The organism is Pseudomonas putida (genome assembly GCF_026625125.1).
GTDB lineage: Bacteria > Pseudomonadota > Gammaproteobacteria > Pseudomonadales > Pseudomonadaceae > Aquipseudomonas > Aquipseudomonas putida_X.
Window position 1 is genome coordinate 3,096,530 of the sequence record NZ_CP113097.1, and the last position, 15,589, is coordinate 3,112,118.

Sequence of the window (15,589 nt, forward strand, 5' to 3'; positions counted from 1 at the left end):
CTAGGATCGTCCGACACTTGGCAGGCCATACTTGAAGGGGTCAGCGCCACGGTTTTGCTGGTTTTTCGCTTTGCGTGCCTCATCGGGCGGGCTGATCATCTGCACGGTGAGGCTGCCGTCGCTGCCGGCGTACACCACGGCACTGGCACCGCCATCGTGGTAGCTGGCGATGGTGGCCAGGTTGATTTCCACCAGCGCGCTGCTGACGCCGGTATTGCCCAGGCGTCGACCGATGTCATAGCCCTCGTCGACATTGCCCACGTCCAGGCCATGGCCGTCGGTATTGAGGCTGTGCAAGGCGTTGGTCAGGGCGATTTCTGCTTCAGCGTTGTTAGTAGTGTCGTAGAACACGCGCACCGGTTTTTGCCCATCGGGCAGCGTGTCGAGGGCCTTGAGCCAACCTGCCTGCAAGGCCTTGGCCTGCAACGCGGGTTTGAGGCGCTTGCCGTGCTCGTCCTGCATGGAAACCTTGATCGGACGGTGCAGGTAGCCCAGCACTGGCGCTGCGTCGAACTCTTTCAGTTGGTGTTCGGCCCAACGCACCGGCAGCCAGGGGGACGGTTCGAAATGGCCTGGGCCACGGTTGTCGATGGTTTTCCACAAGTTAGGGAGTTGCGATTGCCAGTAGGCGGTCGACATAGTGCTGGGGGGGATAGAGACTTTAGCGCCTTTGGCACGCTCGGCCGCTACATACCACTCCGTAAATGCTCTGTTCCGGTCCCAATAAAATGCCCACAGCTTGCCCAAGTCAGTGTTTTTGTCCTGATTATCCTCGGCGTCTTGGGTGACGAAAGGGCGTACGTAGCGGTCAACCCGGTCTGAGCGCGTGACCAGAAGGCCAGTCATACTCTCGTAGATCGTCGGAACCACATGGCCATCCTGCAATCCCGGTGTGCCGGGTTTGCGGTAAGGGTCTCGTGTTACGTCACCGTCACGGCTTGCGATCAAGGCCTGTGGCACCTTGGGGTTATCGTCAAAAAACGTGAACAGCCGCTCGATCATGCCTTGCGCATGGGCCGTGCTCTCATCGTCCTGCCACAGGAACTGGGTAACGCCCAAGGTTGCAGCATTACGACCTGAACTGATCAGGCCCGATGCACTGAAACCGCTTGCGTAAGGATCAGGCGGCCCTAGCGCAAACACCGGGATTGGCCAGTATGCCACTGATTCACCCGCTGAATTTTTGAATGCGATACGGACTTTGATGCCTGCAGAGTTTCTCCTGGAGGTTAGTGAAGGGTTGTAGTCTTTCGCGTCCTGCGAGTAAATCGAAGAAAAATTGTCGTTTTTCTTTTTTATGAACTGCCAGATTTTGGACTGGCCGTCTGTGTAAATTCCAAGTCCCACTCCCCGAATTTCCAGGGCGTAGGTCCGCGCTTGTGTGGCCTGCTGTTCGGCGTTTTTGGCCTCTATCTGTTTTCGATAATTGGCAAGCTCTGCCTTCTCACTGGCCAGGACATTGCCCCACCAGTGAGTGCCAAAGATCACCAGCAGCGGGCCGACAATAGCGGCAATGCCCCAAGCCATGACGGGTTTCATGTCGCGAAGTACCATGCCGGTTTCCTGTGCTTTGAGTTGGACAATCCAGATAAAGCTGAGCCAGAGCACAATTAGCACCCCAGCGATCATCTGATACGGTTTCAGGTTGGGTCTTGTCTTAGGGGAGGGCTGGTGGATCTTCATCGGCGTACTCCTTTGTCAGGAGCATTGGCTATTGCGGTAGGTGGCTTAAGTGATACCAGTCCAGAAGGCGGAAACAGGCCGCTCTGATAATACTGATAACTCGCAGTCACCAATGCTTGGGCCTCTTCACTCAGTCTTTCCCAAGCCGGTAATGTAGAGGTTTTTGTGAAGGCGGCTTCATCCATCTTCCAATCTGCAATCGCTACCAACACCTCCCGCATAGCGGGATCATCGAGGCTGTGAGCCTGGCCAATAGCAATGTCCATCGCCGTTACCCAGCGTTGGTTCTCCGGGCTGCGCAGAACGGCTGAGTGGTAGCTGTTAGGGTCCATTTCATCCGGATCTACGGGCATTCGGGCCTTGATTTCATTGGGCGTCTCTTCGCGGAAAATGACGTAATGATCCTGGGTCTTCAGCATTGCATTACCCGATACCGGTTTTTGACGTATGGCTGCAGTTTGATCGCCGGGCTCTTTGCCGCTGTTCCACCGGGCACGTTCTTCTTCCAGGTCGATTCGGGTAGGGTTGGTACGCACCTTGAACCATTTGAACTTGGCCTCCGGGTTGCCCAGCGCGGAGCGGATGCTCACGTCATCAGGGCTGTCCAGGCCTGCCTGGGTGGGGGTGCCGGTTACCGCCTCGCCGCCAAACATCTGTGGCGCATGGGGCGGGTTCAAAGGTTCGGCATTGATCAGGCGCTCTTCACCTTTCGCGATTGATGCTTGTGAGGCCACGGCGGCGGCCGACCAGCCGCCAGGGTAGCGGGGTTCACCCTCGGCACGCAGCACGGTTTGTTGAATGGCTTCGCCGACCAGTACCGGCTCGCCGTTGCGATGACGCTTGGTCCACATGCGCTGGTAAAAGCGCAAGGACTGCAACGCCGCCATCGCCGGTTTACCGTCAGCCAAGGCATTGGGTACCCCATAGGTACCGATGCCATGAACGTCGTCCAGGGCGACCGTGGTGTCGTCCGGGCAAAAGTACAGGTACACCTTGCCGCGGTTGTCACGTTCGGGGAAAACGGTCAGGTTACCCACCTTGTCCTTGCGCGAGCCCTGTGTGGGTGACCACTTGGGGCCCGTGCGACCGCCGTAGGTCTTGCTGTCCCTGAGCGCGGACAACGGCGGCTGGGCATGGGGTGCCTGGGTGACTGCGGTGGCGATGTTGATCAATGTCGCGAGTGTGTCGTGGCCTTTGGGTGTGGCCTTTGGCAGCACACTGTAAGGCGTGTCCACCATGATGACGGTGTCGGCACAGCGTTGGCCCTTGTCGATCAGCATGGCTTGAGCAAGCAGGGTAATCAAGGTGCCTTGACTGTGGCCCATGATGGTGATGGTTTCATCAGGCGATACACGGCGGATCTCACTGACCAACATGGCCAAACGCGTTGCTGCGAACACAAAGTAACGCCGGTGGGGCCCTTTTCCCATGTACTGGGTGTTGGATAGTTGGACTTGCGCAACGTGCCGGACAAGCTTGGCAAAGCCTTGGCTGTACATTTCCAGCAGGTTGTTGGTGGCGTTGGCGAAAAAACCGCCGCCCTTGGCAAAGTGCCGGTCCAGACGGTTCTCGAACACGTCCTGATATTGGTCGCGCAGTTTGGTCGGGTCGTTATTTTTATCGCGCTTGATCTCGCCAGGCTCGGCGCGATAGCCCCAATAAAACGGGATCATCAGGCTGCGGGTATTGGGGTCGGCCGTGTCTCGCTGATAAAGAAACGTGTCTGGATCATCGAGTGTGGCTTTGTGATCTTCACCGAGGTCCTGAATCGGGATTTTTTTTGCAGCATTGTAGTCAGCCCCATACCGCCCCGCCTTAAGATCAGGCCGATCCAAACGCTCATTCACCCCCTGACACAACCCCGTCTCCACCGATTCGTATGAAGCCCCCGGGTCATTCACGCCGTGCAAGAAGATCACCACCCCTGGCAGGTCGGCGGGCACCTCCATTTTGCGTTCGGTACTGAAATTGGGTACCAGCCGGGTGACGCTTTCAGCCACGGTAATTTGATCGCCACTCATTGGCTGCCTCCTTTGCTACCGACGCTGCGCAAGGCAGCTACTTGCGCCTGGTGCATCGCTTCGCGCTCGACGTGTTCGGTGAGCCCGCTGGCGTCGGTCAACCCTTGCACGGTGCTGCCGTCTTCGAGCTTGATTTGGTAGGCGTGGTTAACGGCCATTCGCACGCTGTCGTCGGCGTGCCCCGGGTAGTGGAAGGCAAGGCGTTGCGCCGCCGGGTCGCGGGTGAATGCCGGCACCTGGGCGCTGTCGGTGTTGGGGCCCATCCAGTCATGCTCACTGGCCTGGACGATCACCTTGCCTTGGCTGCCGATTTCGACACCGCCACCGATCTTGATGTAACTGCCGTCATCGGCCACCAGGCGAATGGTGGGTGCGGTGACGACTACCTCGCCTTCTGCGGCCGACAGGTGCAGGTTCTTTTGCGCGTTGGCGGTGATGTCGTCTTCCTGGGCCTGGACCAGCACTTTGCCGCGGTTGGCGATGGCATTGATGCCCTCATCCTGGGCGAAGGCAGTGATGCCCTTGCCGGCTTGCAGGCGCATGGCGGCGCCGCTGGTCAACTGCAGATGGTCCTGTGCGGTGGTGTCGTGGTTGGCGCCGGCATAGTGGATTTGCGAGCGCGGTGTGGCGCTGGCAATACCCGCCTGGGCCGCAACGGCCATGACGGGCTCGCCCGCACCGTCGCTGTCGGGCGCTGGCCACTGTTTCAGCGCCTGGCTCAAGGCGTCCATGCCCTCGCTGTGCACCGCTGCCCCGCCTCGCGCGGCGGCGGTTTGCCCGAGGCTTTTGAACAACTCCCCGCACTCGGCCAGCAGCGTGAGCAGTTCTTCGCGGTCCAGCTGCGCGCCCTTGGCGTCCTGCCGTGCATAGGTGGTCAGCAACATGCCTTGGGCGGCGCGCAGCGCAATCGCGGCGTCGGTGCGCAATTCGGCACCGTTGCCACGGGCCTTGGCCTGGCCGTCAGTACGTGGCTCGGTGAGTTTGCCCAGATTGAGCGCTGTGGCCTGGTGCGTGGTGCCGACGCGGGCACGCAAAGCGCCCGGTGTGTCGTCGAACAACAGCTCGTTGAAACCGCGGCCCTTGTGCTCCTTGGTCTGGATGCCGGAAAGCGCGCGGTTGCCTGGCAGGCCCGAGGCTTTGCTGAAGCGCGGCGGTGTCTGCTCGGCGTTGTACAGCACAGAGGTGACCACGGGGCGGTCGATATCGCCTGCCAGGAAGGTGACCAGTACTTCCTGGCCGATCCGTGGCAAGAACTGATGGCCAAAACCCCCGCCAGCGCTGGGCATCGCCACACGCACCCAGGTGGTACCCTGCGGCAGGCTGTCGCCGCGCTGCCAGTGGAACCTGACCTGGATCCGCGCCAGCTCGTCGGTGAAGACTTCTTCGCCCTCCGGCCCGACCACGATCGCACTGAGCGGCCCGTTGACGGTGGGGCGCGGCACGGTGAGCGGGTGGCGGTAAGGGATGCTTCGGCGAATGCAGACAAACTGGTTGTCGTAACCTGCAGACTCATCCGAGAAATAGTTGTTGCGCCCCCGGTGCTCGACCGACACGAGCAGGAACTGGCGATCTTCTGGCGCACCGTCCTCATGGTCGAAGTGCTGGGTCAGTTCGAAGGTGTAGCCCGCACGCATGGCCCGGCAGTTGCTGGTGCCGGTGAAGGTCTTGGCCTGGGCTTCGATGACCTCCAGGTGGCGGCGGACCAGCGCCTCGCCCTCGTCAGGCAGGCGATGACTGTAGGCCCCGAGGAAATCGTACACCTCGTAGGGCGCAACATCGCCCTGTTCATTGAGGCTGCCCATGTGGATGGGCAGCGGATTTCTTGGCTGCTTGTAATCGAACGTCTGGATGGCCATCTTGCCCGATTGCAATACCCGGTGGCTGCGCCATTGGGTGATCGAGTCACTGGTTTCGGTGACAAAGGCGCTGTGGTAGCGGATTTGCGGTTGTTCGGGCAACGCCTGCAGAGCCTGGGATTCATCCATGATGATCAGGCTGTGCCCGTCCCTGCCGTGATCGAAGTAGAAGAACAGGCCGTCCTGCTCCAGCAAACGCAACACGAAATCCAGGTCGGTTTCGCGATACTGGGTTATGTAACTGTGGGACTTGAGAGGCTTCAGCAGGCGGAACTCGAATGTGCCCAGCCCGCCGTAATGCTCGAAAACGGTGCGAATGACCGCCTCAATGGTCTGCTCTTGAAAGATCCGCGAGTCAACGCGTCGCGTCAGCATCCACAGCCACGGGCTCAGTGTCGCGCTGTAACGCGCCAGGCCACCATCGCTGCCCAGCAGGTTGAACCGGGTGATGTGACCATGGATGTGGCGTACGCCGCCGTTGGCCAGCTCGATGTCGAGACAGGCAGGTTGGCCGATCAACGATTTGAGTTCGAGCCTGGCATCCTGGCTGATCAACGACAGCTCGAAGCTGAACAGCGTGGATAACCCTTCACTGCCGCTGAAATGCTCCAGCAACAACGCCTGGTCATCTCGGATGGGAGTGGTGAGTTTGATCAGCCGGCGGTTCTGTGGTGCAAAGATACTCGTCAATTCCATCAACGATATTACTCCCTGTTAAAACTAGCTGCGGAAAGTATCACAGGGCCCGGGAGGATCAACCCCATCGGGGCAAGTCAGAATTTGACAAACTGTGACGGTCGTCCCATTGACAGCGTTTTTCGCTTACCACCGACAGCTTCACCGACGTGGGTGGTGGGTGTTGAAGGCCGACTACCCGGCAAGGCGGAATGTGACGACACAGGCCAGGCAATCCGCGTGTGGCAGCCGTTCTACCCAGACGATTGGCGCTGGGTCAGCGATGACGGTGCACAATAGGGCATCTGCGTCCATACCCCATGTATTGGATGCCTTGGGCAGGGAGATCGGGGTAAACAAAGAGGTGATCGAATTGGCAAGAAAACGGGCGGTTGCCAGGTTCGGTGACGCGCAACGCCCTAGTGGCAAGGTGGGCAAGCATGTCCATAGCTGATGAAGCGCTTTTACCGCAGCGAGACAGGGCACCACCAACCGGGGGTCTGGCTGGGTGGGGCTAAGCTGGTGCTATAGGGAATATTCGGCATGCCGATTACCTTTGACCCTCAAACGGATGCGGCGTACACCATTGAGTACAAGCCCTGAAGTGTCTGCAGGGTAGTTCACCAGGGAGGGCCACCCTCGGCTTGCCAGGTAGTACATCCCTCCGGCGAACGTCGTTAAGACGATGCCGTCAAATACTTCGCCAAAAGCGGCTTTCCCTGAGAGCCTTGCGCCGATCTGTACGGCCAGAAAGAAGATTGCGATGAATAAAACGGTGCCCGCGATGCGCCAATGCCGCCACACCTATGCGACAATACGCTCAATGTCTGGTCTCAACCCCACATTTATCGCCCAACAGCTCGGGCATGGCGTGCAGATGCTCTCATCGACTTATGCGCGCTGGATTAACTCGTCCAACGACTGGCAGGAGCCGGAAACGCTCCAGATGGGTCCGAAATTGGTCCGCAGCTGCGAAGAAGCCACGTAAGTTATTGATAGGTAAGCTCCTTGATCTCCACCGCTAACATCACCATGCAGTTCGGCTCCAAGCCGCTGTTCGAAAACGTCTCGGTCAAATTCAACAACGGCAACCGCTATGGCCTGATCGGTGCCAACGGTTGTGGCAAGTCGACCTTCATGAAGATCCTCGGCGGCGACCTGGAGCCTTCCGGTGGTCAGGTCATGCTCGAGCCGAACACCCGCCTGGGCAAGCTGCGTCAGGACCAGTTCGCCTACGAGGAATTCACCGTGATCGACACGGTGATCATGGGCCACGGCCAACTGTGGAAGGTCAAGGCCGAGCGCGACCGTATCTACTCGCTGCCGGAAATGACCGAAGAAGACGGCATGGCCGTCGCCGAGCTGGAAACCGAATTCGCCGAGATGGACGGCTACACCGCCGAATCGCGCGCCGGCGAGCTGCTGCTGGGCCTGGGTATTCCGCTGGAACAGCACTTTGGCCCGATGAGCGAAGTGGCCCCGGGCTGGAAGCTGCGGGTGCTGTTGGCCCAGGCGCTGTTCTCGGACCCGGACGTGCTGCTGCTCGACGAACCGACCAACCACCTGGACATCAATACCATCCGCTGGCTGGAAACGATTCTGACGGCGCGTAACAGCACCATGATCATCATTTCCCACGACCGACACTTCCTGAACAGCGTGTGCACGCACATGGCCGACCTGGACTACGGTGAGCTGCGCCTGTTCCCAGGCAACTACGACGAGTACATGACCGCGGCCACCCAGTCGCGTGAGCAGCTGCTGTCGGACAACGCCAAGAAAAAAGCCCAGATCGCAGAACTGCAGACCTTCGTCAGCCGCTTCTCGGCCAACGCCTCCAAGGCCAAGCAGGCCACTTCGCGGGCCAAGCAGATCGACAAGATCCAGCTGGCCGAGGTCAAGCCTTCGAGCCGCGTCAGCCCGTTCATCCGCTTCGAGCAGACCAAGAAGCTTCACCGCCAGGCTGTGGTCGTGGAAAAAATGGCCAAAGCCTTCGACGACAAGGTGCTGTTCAAGAATTTCGACATCACGGTCGAAGCCGGCGAGCGCGTCGCGATCATCGGCCCCAACGGTATCGGCAAGACCACCCTGCTGCGCACCCTGGTCGGCGAAATGACCCCGGATGCGGGCTCGGTAAAATGGACCGACAGCGCCGAAGTGGGCTACTACGCCCAGGACCATGCGCACGATTTCGAAGAAGACATGACCCTGTTCGACTGGATGGGCCAATGGACCTCTGGTGAGCAGGTCATCCGTGGCACCTTGGGGCGCATGCTGTTCTCCAACGACGAGATCCTCAAGTCGGTCAAGGTGATTTCCGGTGGTGAACAGGGCCGCATGCTGTTCGGCAAGCTGATCCTGCAGAAGCCCAACGTGCTGGTGATGGACGAACCGACCAACCACCTGGACATGGAATCTATCGAGGCGCTGAACCTGGCGCTGGAAAACTACCCAGGCACCCTGCTGTTCGTGAGCCATGACCGTGAATTCGTGTCGTCGCTGGCGACCCGTATCATCGAACTGTCGGCGGACGGTGTGGTGGACTTCAGCGGTACCTACGACGACTACCTGCGCAGCCAGGGTGTGCTGGTCTGAAATCGTTGCGCTGGCCTGGCCCTCTCAGGTGATCAGGCCGGTCTCTGTTGCGGTTAACCGCTTCCACAGGCACTGCGCAGTGTCTGTGGAAGCGGTTGCCACTTGAATAGTTCGTTAGCCTGCTTTCATTTCCTTCGCGCAACGGCCATGATGGGGCCACGCCCACCGCCCGCCCGCGAACGAGCCCATGACCGCGCCACAGCCCGCCCCCGCCAGCAGCACCGCCTCCATCACCCTGCAAATTCTCTCGATCGTTTTCTACACTTTCATCGCGTTTCTCTGCATCGGCCTGCCGATCGCGGTGCTGCCCAGCTATGTCCATGACCAACTGGGCTTCGGCGCGGTAATTGCCGGGCTGACCATCGGCCTGCAGTACCTGGCCACCCTGCTCAGCCGGCCTTTCGCGGGCCGAGTGGCCGATACGCTGGGCGGCAAGCAGGCGATCCGCTACGGCTTGCTGGGCATCGCGGCCTGTGGGGTGTTGACGCTGGCCTCGGCCTGGACCTTGTCGGCGCCCTTGCTGAGCCTCGCGCTGCTGCTCGGTGGGCGCGTGCTGCTCGGGCTCGCACAAGGCCTGATCGGCGTTGCCACCCTGAGCTGGGGGATCAGCCAGGTGGGGCCTGAACATACGGCGAGGGTCATCTCCTGGAACGGTATCGCCTCATATGGAGCCATCGCCATTGGCGCCCCCGTTGGCGTGCTCGCCGTCGACAGCCTGAACTTCAGCGTGCTCGGCCCCGCCTTGGTGCTGCTCGCCGTGCTGGCCATGCTGGCGCTGCGCAAACGCCCGGATGTGGTAGTGGTGCGCGGTGAGCGCCTGCCGTTCTGGTCGGCGTTCAGCCGTGTTGCGCCTTGCGGCGTTGGCCTGACCCTGGCCTCGATCGGCTATGGCACCCTGACCACGTTTGTCACGCTTTATTACCTGGAACGTGGATGGGTAGGCGCCGCGTTGTGCCTGAGTGCCTTCGGTGTGTGCTTCATCATTTCGCGGTTGCTGTTCGTCAACGCCGTCAACCGCTTTGGCGGTTACAACGTGGCGGTAGCCTGCATGGCCACGGAAGTGCTCGGCCTGAGCCTGCTGTGGCTCGCGCCCTCCCCGCTGTGGGCACTGGTGGGGGCCGGCCTCACCGGTTTCGGCCTGTCGCTGGTGTACCCCGCCCTGGGCGTGGAGGCCATCAAGCAGGTGCCCAGCAGCAGCCGGGGTGCCGGCCTGGGGGCCTATGCAGTGTTCTTCGACATGGCGTTGGCCATCGCCGGCCCGGTCATGGGCGCTGTGGCGGCACACCTTGGTTACGCATCGATATTCTGCGTCGCGGCCCTGCTGGCCTTGAGCGGTGTTGGCCTGACGTTGTTGCTGGCGCATCGCAGCCGTCGCGCCTGAGCGTCACCTATGAAAACGGCCGCCGCGCCAGCGACAGCCGTTTGTTGTGATACAGGTTGCTCAAGCCGTGGCGAACAGCTCGTTGGCAATCTGCGCCTGAGCAGCATCGATGGCCTTGCTGCGGTGCTCCGGGCCATAGGCCAGGCCGTGGGCGCGAACGATTTCCAGGTCGGTAATACCGATGAAGCCCAGGAACACCTTGAGGAAGTCTTCGTGGCCCGCGCCAGTCGGCTGGCCGGCATGCAGGCCGCCAGCGGTGGACACCAGTACTACTTTCTTGTCACCGCACAGCCCTTCAGGGCCTGCCTCGGTGTAGCGGAAGGTCTTGCCGGCCACTGCCACGCGGTCGATCCACGCCTTGAGCTGGGTCGGCACGGTGAAGTTGTACATCGGCGCGCCAATCACTACGGCGTCGGCGGCAAGAAACTCGTCCAGTGTTTCGGCACTGAGCTTGGCTTCGAAAGCCAGGGCTGCATCGCGAACGTCTTCCGGAGTGCCGGCTGCAACCAGGGTGGCTGCAGAGAAGTGGGCGATGGCATCGGCGGCGAGGTCACGGTAGACCACTTCGATGCTCGGGTCAGCGGCTTGCCAGGCCTGAACCACTTCACGGCTCAGTTGGCGCGAGGCGGAATTGTCACCCAGGATGCTCGAATCAATGTGCAACAGTTTCATGGGACTCTCCTGTGAATGAAGACCGCAGCATTGGGCGATCAGGATGGAGAGAATCCTACCGGGCCGTCGAATAGCTGATAAGCCAGCAAAAATGCGTTAGTTTGTCCCACTGATAGAACAGTGAGACAGCCTTCATGCAAGACCTCAACGATCTCTTCTATTTTGCTCGCGTAGTCGAAGCCGGTGGCTTCGCCGCCGCCGGACGCCAGCTGGGCATCCCCAAATCGCGTCTGTCGCGGCGCATCGCCGAACTGGAGGAGCGGTTGGGGACGCGGTTGCTGCAGCGCACCACGCGCCAACTGAAGCTCACTGCAGTGGGTGAACGCTATCTGCACCACTGCCAGGCCATGCTGCTGGAGGCCGAGGCCGCTGACGAGGCGGTAGCCAGCATGAGCAGCGAGCCGCGTGGGCGCTTGCGGGTGTCCTGCCCGGTAGCGTTGGCCCACGCGTTCCTGCCGGATGTGATCAGCCGTTTTCTGGATCTGTACCCCCAGGTGCAACTGGACATGGTGCTGCTCAACCGCCGTGTCGACCTGATTTCCGAGGGCATCGACGTCGCCTTGCGCGTGCGCGATCTGGGCGACGAAGACCCTGCGCTGGTCACGCGCCGGCTGCGTCAGGCGCAGATGCAGCTGGTGGCCGCTCCCGGCTTTGCCGACCATGTCCGTGAGCCGTCCGAGCTGACCGCCCTGCCAGTACTGGGCGCTGCTGAAGCGGACCGGCTGGTGCATTTTCGTCTGCTCGGGCCCCACGGCCGCCAAGAGGAAATCGCCTTGGAGCCGCGATTGGCCATTGATGATTTTGTGGTACGCAATGCCGCCGTACGTGCCGGGCTAGGCTTTACTGCGTTGCCGAGCATGTTCTGCGAGCATGAGCTCGAACGCGGCGAGCTGGTGCGGCTGCTGCCGGACTGGTCGCTGCCGGGTGGCTATCTGCAAGCGGTTTACCCGCATCGGCGTGGTTTGCTGCCTGCAGTACGGGTGTGGATCGATCATCTGGCAGCATCGTTCGAAGCGTGTGGAGACCGTTATGTCTAGACAGACCATGACCGAGGATCAGGTGGCGGCGTTCTGCCTGGCGCTGCCCGGGGCGCAGGAAGACTACAAGTGGGGCGGCATCCGGGTATTTTCGGTGGCCGGTAACAAGATGTTCGCGGTACTCGACCTGGCAGGGGCTGGCTTGTCGTTCAAGGTGGCCGATGAGCTGTTTCTGGGGTATTGCGACAGGCCAGGTATACGCCCGGCACCGTATCTGGCACGGGCGCGCTGGATCAGTATGGCGCCGCCCTACCCCATGGGCCGGGATGAGTTGAGTGACCTGCTGCAGCGCTCGCACCAGTTGGTAGTGCGGCGGCTGGCGAAGCGATTGCAGGTGGGCTTGCTGATGTGAGCGGCCCGCGAAAGGCAGTAGCAGACCATCAACCCAGCGACAGCACACGCCCACCCAGAAGCAGGTGATCAACCCAAAACACCTGGTGCAGCAAGACGATCGCCCAGAACACCATCTGGTAAGAGGCCTTGCGGGTCTTGTGCCTGAAAAGCTGCTGGGCGATCAGCGCCCCTGGCCAGCCACCCAGCAGTTCACCGGCATGCAGCACCTTCTCTGGCGTGCGCCAGGCCTGGGTGCGGGCCTGCTGCTTATCCTGCCAATACAACAGCAGCGTAACCAGGCTTACGGCAGGATAAGTCGCCAGCGGCAGCCATGACTGCCCGCTCCAGGCCATCTGCGCCGCACCCACCACCGGCAGCAGGCACAACACCCCGAGCATCAGCAGCTTCAGGCGCACATTGCGTACGCCCTGCTCCTTGCGCGCTGCGCGCCGCTGCTCCGTTTGGGCCCGAGGCATATCAGCCGTGCGCCGTCGACCAGTCGACCCAGCCGAACTGCCAGGTGGCCAGGATCAACAAACCGAAGGCTATGCGGTACCAGGCGAAAGCGGCGTAGCTGTGGTTCGCAATGAACTTGAGCAGGCCGCGCACTGCGATCATGGCGAAGATGAACGACGTCACGAAGCCAATCGCGAATACCGGAAGATCGCTTGGCTGGAACAGGTCGCGGTATTTGTAGCCCGAGTACACTGCCGCACCGACCATGGTCGGCATGGCCAGGAAAAACGAGAACTCGGTGGCTGCCTTGCGCGACAGGCCGAACAGCAGGCCGCCGATGATGGTCGAGCCGGAGCGCGAGGTGCCTGGGATCATCGCCAGGCACTGCACGAACCCGATCTTCAAGGCATGCGACCAGCGCATGTCATCGACGTGGTCGACCGCCACGCTGTGGGTACGGCGCTCGGCCCAGAGCATGATCACACCACCGATCACCAGCGCTGTCGCCACGGTGATCGGGTTGAACAGATATTCATGGATCAGGTCGGCGAACAGCACGCCCAACACCACCGCAGGCATGAACGCCAGAAGCAGGTTGGCGGTGAAACGCCGCGCCGTCGGTTGGCTTTTCAGGCCGAACACTACATCGAAGATCTTGCGCCGAAACTCCCATACCACCGCCAGGATGGCCGCCAACTGGATGATGATGTTGAAGGCCATGGCCCGTTCGCCACCAAAGCCGATCAGGTCTGCCACGATGATCTGGTGACCGGTACTGGAGATCGGCAAAAATTCTGTCAGTCCTTCGACCACGCCCAAGATGATTGCCTGAAAGGCAGTCCAAAAATCCATCGTTCCCCCGGTTGGAGCGCTGCTGCTTGCAAGCCCCTTGTTCTTGATTTGCTTGTGATTGCCGCGTGCGGCGCGGCCTTTTTACAGCGTCAGTTGGGACCAATGCCAGTGCAAAAGTTCACGTGGGCTAAAGGTTTCATCTTGCGCGGCCGAAATCCTAGCAGAGCGGCTTTGCAAAGGCTTGCGCGGCATGCGGCAGTTCAGCCGTTAACTAGCACTTAGCCATTAGTCGGGTTTGGCCAAGCGCCGAAGCATGCTTGGATGCACCTTCATAAAAATAACAATGCGGGAGTGCCGTTCATGAAGAACTTGAGGTCAATGTCGATCAGCCGCCGATTGTGGCTAATACTGCTGGTTGCGGTGGCAATGCTTGTGATCCTCGGCCTGCTGATGCTGCGCCAGATCCATGGCGACCTGTACCATGCCAAGGCGGAGAAAACCCACCATGTGGTGCAGACCGCTGCGGGCGTGCTGGCCTATTACCAAGGCCTGGAGGCGGCCGGCACGCTCAGCCGCGAGGCTGCCCAGCAACAGGCCCTACAGGTGGTGCGCACGCTGCGCTACGACCAGAACGACTACTTCTGGATCAACGACCTGGGGCCGAAAATGATCATGCACCCGGCCAACCCCAAGCTCGATGGCCAGGACCTTTCCGCCATTCGCGACCCTGACGGTTTCGCCGTGTTCAACGAAATGGCGGCCCTCGCCCGCAGCCAGGGCGCTGGCCCGGTCAATTACCGCTGGCCCAAGCCCGGTGCCAGCGAACCGGTGGCCAAGACGTCTTATATTCAGCTGTTCAAGCCATGGGGCTGGATCATCGGCTCTGGCGTGTACATCGATGATGTGCAGAACGAATTCGCCCGCCAGTTGCGCCATGCCTCGCTGGTAGGCCTGGGCATCGCCCTGCTGATGGCTCTGGTGGTCATGCTCATCGCCCGCAGCATCGCCCGCCCGTTGCAGGAGGCGGTACAGGCGATGGGCAACATCGCCAGCGGCGAAAGCGACCTCACCCGGCGCCTGGATACCCATGGCCGAGACGAGATTACCCACCTGGGCGAGCACTTCAATCGTTTCAACGGCAAGTTGCAGCGTGTGGTCGGCCAACTGCAGGGCGCGGCGCACTCATTGGCGCAGTCCGCCGGGCATGTTGGTGACAACGCCGGTGCCGCGCAACAACGCAGCGCACAGCAATCGATGCAGATGGATCAGGTGGCAACCGCGGTCAATGAGGTGACCTACGCGGTGCAGGACGTGGCCAAGACCGCGGAGCAGGCTGCAGGCGAAATGCGCGCGGCTCAGCAGCAGGTGGAGCACGGGCAGCAAGCGATCCATGGCAGCCTGCAGCAGATCGACCGGCTTTCGGCGACGATCGACCAGGCTGTGCAGGTGATCCGTGACCTGGCCGGGCACAGCACGAAAATCGGCGGGGTGCTGGAGGTGATACGCTCCATCGCCGAACAGACCAACCTGCTGGCCCTCAACGCAGCCATCGAAGCGGCCCGCGCCGGCGAGCAGGGCCGTGGCTTCGCGGTGGTGGCCGATGAAGTGCGGCTGCTGGCTCAACGCAGCGCCCAGTCGACGGCAGAGATACACACGATGATCGAGCACCTGCAAGGGCAATCGGACGCCGCGGTCAAGGCCATCGACACCAGCAGCGAAGCTTCGCGCCAGACAGTGGAGCAAGCCCGGGAGGCCGGCTCCAGCCTGGACGCCATCAGCCAGGCGCTGCACAACCTCACCGTGCTCAACGCCACCATTGCCAGCGCCACGTTGCAGCAGTCGCACGTGGTGGAGGAGATCAATCGGAACGTACTGGATACGGCCGGGTTATCGCAGCAGACCGCCGCTGCGGCCCGCCAATCCAGTGAGGCAGGCGTGGCATTGGGGCAATTGAGTGAAGAGCTGGAGCAATTGTTGCGTCAGTTCCGCGTTTAGCGCCGTCACGATCTTGCCAAGCCCCGCGCTAGAGCGGCTAAAGCGCCGACCTGACATTTTTGCCAGTAGACCGGTAACGGCCCGCTGAACACT

Annotated in this window: 10 protein-coding genes and 3 pseudogenes; 7 read left to right on the top strand and 6 right to left on the bottom strand. The window is 61.1% G+C overall.

The features are described from left to right. Genes OSW16_RS14320 through OSW16_RS14330 form a run of 3 tightly spaced genes read right to left on the bottom strand, consistent with a single transcriptional unit; the run spans position 1 to position 6,256 of the window. Complete coding sequence (locus OSW16_RS14320) at positions 1–1,683, bottom strand: type VI lipase adapter Tla3 domain-containing protein (RefSeq protein ID WP_267816112.1); 1,683 nt, start codon at positions 1,681–1,683, stop codon at positions 1–3. After that, positions 1,680–3,704 (bottom strand): effector protein Tle3 domain-containing protein, encoded by a 2,025-nt coding sequence (locus OSW16_RS14325; protein ID WP_267816114.1) that lies wholly within the window; start codon positions 3,702–3,704, stop codon positions 1,680–1,682. The genes OSW16_RS14320 and OSW16_RS14325 overlap by 4 nt, the downstream gene beginning before the upstream one ends. Then, positions 3,701–6,256 carry a type VI secretion system Vgr family protein gene (locus OSW16_RS14330; protein WP_267816116.1) on the bottom strand — a complete coding sequence of 852 codons (2,556 nt, stop codon included), beginning with the start codon at positions 6,254–6,256 and terminating at the stop codon, positions 3,701–3,703. Before OSW16_RS14330 ends, OSW16_RS14325 begins: the two co-directional genes overlap by 4 nt. A gap of 772 nt (positions 6,257–7,028) precedes the next feature. Here OSW16_RS14330 and OSW16_RS14335 point away from each other — a divergent pair. From OSW16_RS14335 to OSW16_RS14345, 3 genes and pseudogenes are all read left to right on the top strand, one after another. Next, positions 7,029–7,223: pseudogene (locus OSW16_RS14335) on the top strand (site-specific integrase); the annotation flags it as partial. Positions 7,224–7,243: 20 nt separating this feature from the next. Beyond that, on the top strand, positions 7,244–8,830 hold the full coding sequence (locus OSW16_RS14340; protein ID WP_241803514.1) for an ABC-F family ATPase: 1,587 nt from the start codon (positions 7,244–7,246) through the stop codon (positions 8,828–8,830). 187 nt (positions 8,831–9,017) lie between these two features. After that, complete coding sequence (locus OSW16_RS14345; protein WP_267816119.1) at positions 9,018–10,211, top strand: MFS transporter; 1,194 nt, start codon at positions 9,018–9,020, stop codon at positions 10,209–10,211. A 60-nt stretch (positions 10,212–10,271) separates the two neighbouring features. Here the strand turns inward: OSW16_RS14345 and OSW16_RS14350 are convergent, their stop codons facing one another. Next, the gene (locus OSW16_RS14350) at positions 10,272–10,883 is read right to left on the bottom strand and encodes an FMN-dependent NADH-azoreductase (RefSeq protein WP_267816121.1); all 612 of its coding nucleotides are present in this window, start codon (positions 10,881–10,883) and stop codon (positions 10,272–10,274) included. A 134-nt stretch (positions 10,884–11,017) separates the two neighbouring features. On the opposite strand from OSW16_RS14350, the gene OSW16_RS14355 reads away from it, so the two are divergent. Both OSW16_RS14355 and OSW16_RS14360 read left to right on the top strand, forming a co-directional pair. Continuing rightward, on the top strand, positions 11,018–11,920 hold the full coding sequence (locus OSW16_RS14355) for a LysR substrate-binding domain-containing protein (RefSeq protein ID WP_267816123.1): 903 nt from the start codon (positions 11,018–11,020) through the stop codon (positions 11,918–11,920). 7 nt (positions 11,921–11,927) lie between these two features. Then, positions 11,928–12,272: an MmcQ/YjbR family DNA-binding protein gene (locus OSW16_RS14360; protein ID WP_418942189.1), complete on the top strand. Its 345-nt coding sequence runs from the start codon at positions 11,928–11,930 to the stop codon at positions 12,270–12,272. A 28-nt stretch (positions 12,273–12,300) separates the two neighbouring features. On the opposite strand, the gene OSW16_RS14365 is transcribed toward OSW16_RS14360, so the two are convergent. After that, a complete protein-coding gene (locus OSW16_RS14365; RefSeq protein ID WP_267816127.1) occupies positions 12,301–12,729 on the bottom strand; it encodes a DUF1294 domain-containing protein in 429 nt (142 codons plus the stop codon). 1 nt (position 12,730) lies between these two features. Next, the gene (locus OSW16_RS14370) at positions 12,731–13,561 is read right to left on the bottom strand and encodes an undecaprenyl-diphosphate phosphatase (RefSeq protein ID WP_267816129.1); all 831 of its coding nucleotides are present in this window, start codon (positions 13,559–13,561) and stop codon (positions 12,731–12,733) included. Positions 13,562–13,951: 390 nt separating this feature from the next. On the opposite strand from OSW16_RS14370, the pseudogene OSW16_RS27110 reads away from it, so the two are divergent. Then, a pseudogene (locus tag OSW16_RS27110) lies at positions 13,952–14,575 on the top strand (cache domain-containing protein); the annotation flags it as partial. 405 nt (positions 14,576–14,980) lie between these two features. After that, a pseudogene (locus OSW16_RS27115) lies at positions 14,981–15,496 on the top strand (methyl-accepting chemotaxis protein); the annotation flags it as partial. Positions 15,497–15,589: the final 93 nt, after the last annotated feature.

Excerpts from the sequence above, each read along its gene's own strand:
- OSW16_RS14320 (WP_267816112.1), bottom strand. The coding sequence starts at position 1,683 with ATGAAGATCCACCAGCCCTCCCCTAAGACAAGACCCAACCTGAAACCG.
- OSW16_RS14345 (WP_267816119.1), top strand. The coding sequence starts at position 9,018 with ATGACCGCGCCACAGCCCGCCCCCGCCAGCAGCACCGCCTCCATCACC.
- OSW16_RS14360 (WP_418942189.1), top strand. The coding sequence starts at position 11,928 with ATGACCGAGGATCAGGTGGCGGCGTTCTGCCTGGCGCTGCCCGGGGCG.
- OSW16_RS14330 (WP_267816116.1), bottom strand. The coding sequence starts at position 6,256 with ATGGAATTGACGAGTATCTTTGCACCACAGAACCGCCGGCTGATCAAA.
- OSW16_RS14350 (WP_267816121.1), bottom strand. The coding sequence starts at position 10,883 with ATGAAACTGTTGCACATTGATTCGAGCATCCTGGGTGACAATTCCGCC.
- OSW16_RS14365 (WP_267816127.1), bottom strand. The coding sequence starts at position 12,729 with ATGCCTCGGGCCCAAACGGAGCAGCGGCGCGCAGCGCGCAAGGAGCAG.
- OSW16_RS14370 (WP_267816129.1), bottom strand. The coding sequence starts at position 13,561 with ATGGATTTTTGGACTGCCTTTCAGGCAATCATCTTGGGCGTGGTCGAA.
- OSW16_RS14355 (WP_267816123.1), top strand. The coding sequence starts at position 11,018 with ATGCAAGACCTCAACGATCTCTTCTATTTTGCTCGCGTAGTCGAAGCC.
- OSW16_RS14325 (WP_267816114.1), bottom strand. The coding sequence starts at position 3,704 with ATGAGTGGCGATCAAATTACCGTGGCTGAAAGCGTCACCCGGCTGGTA.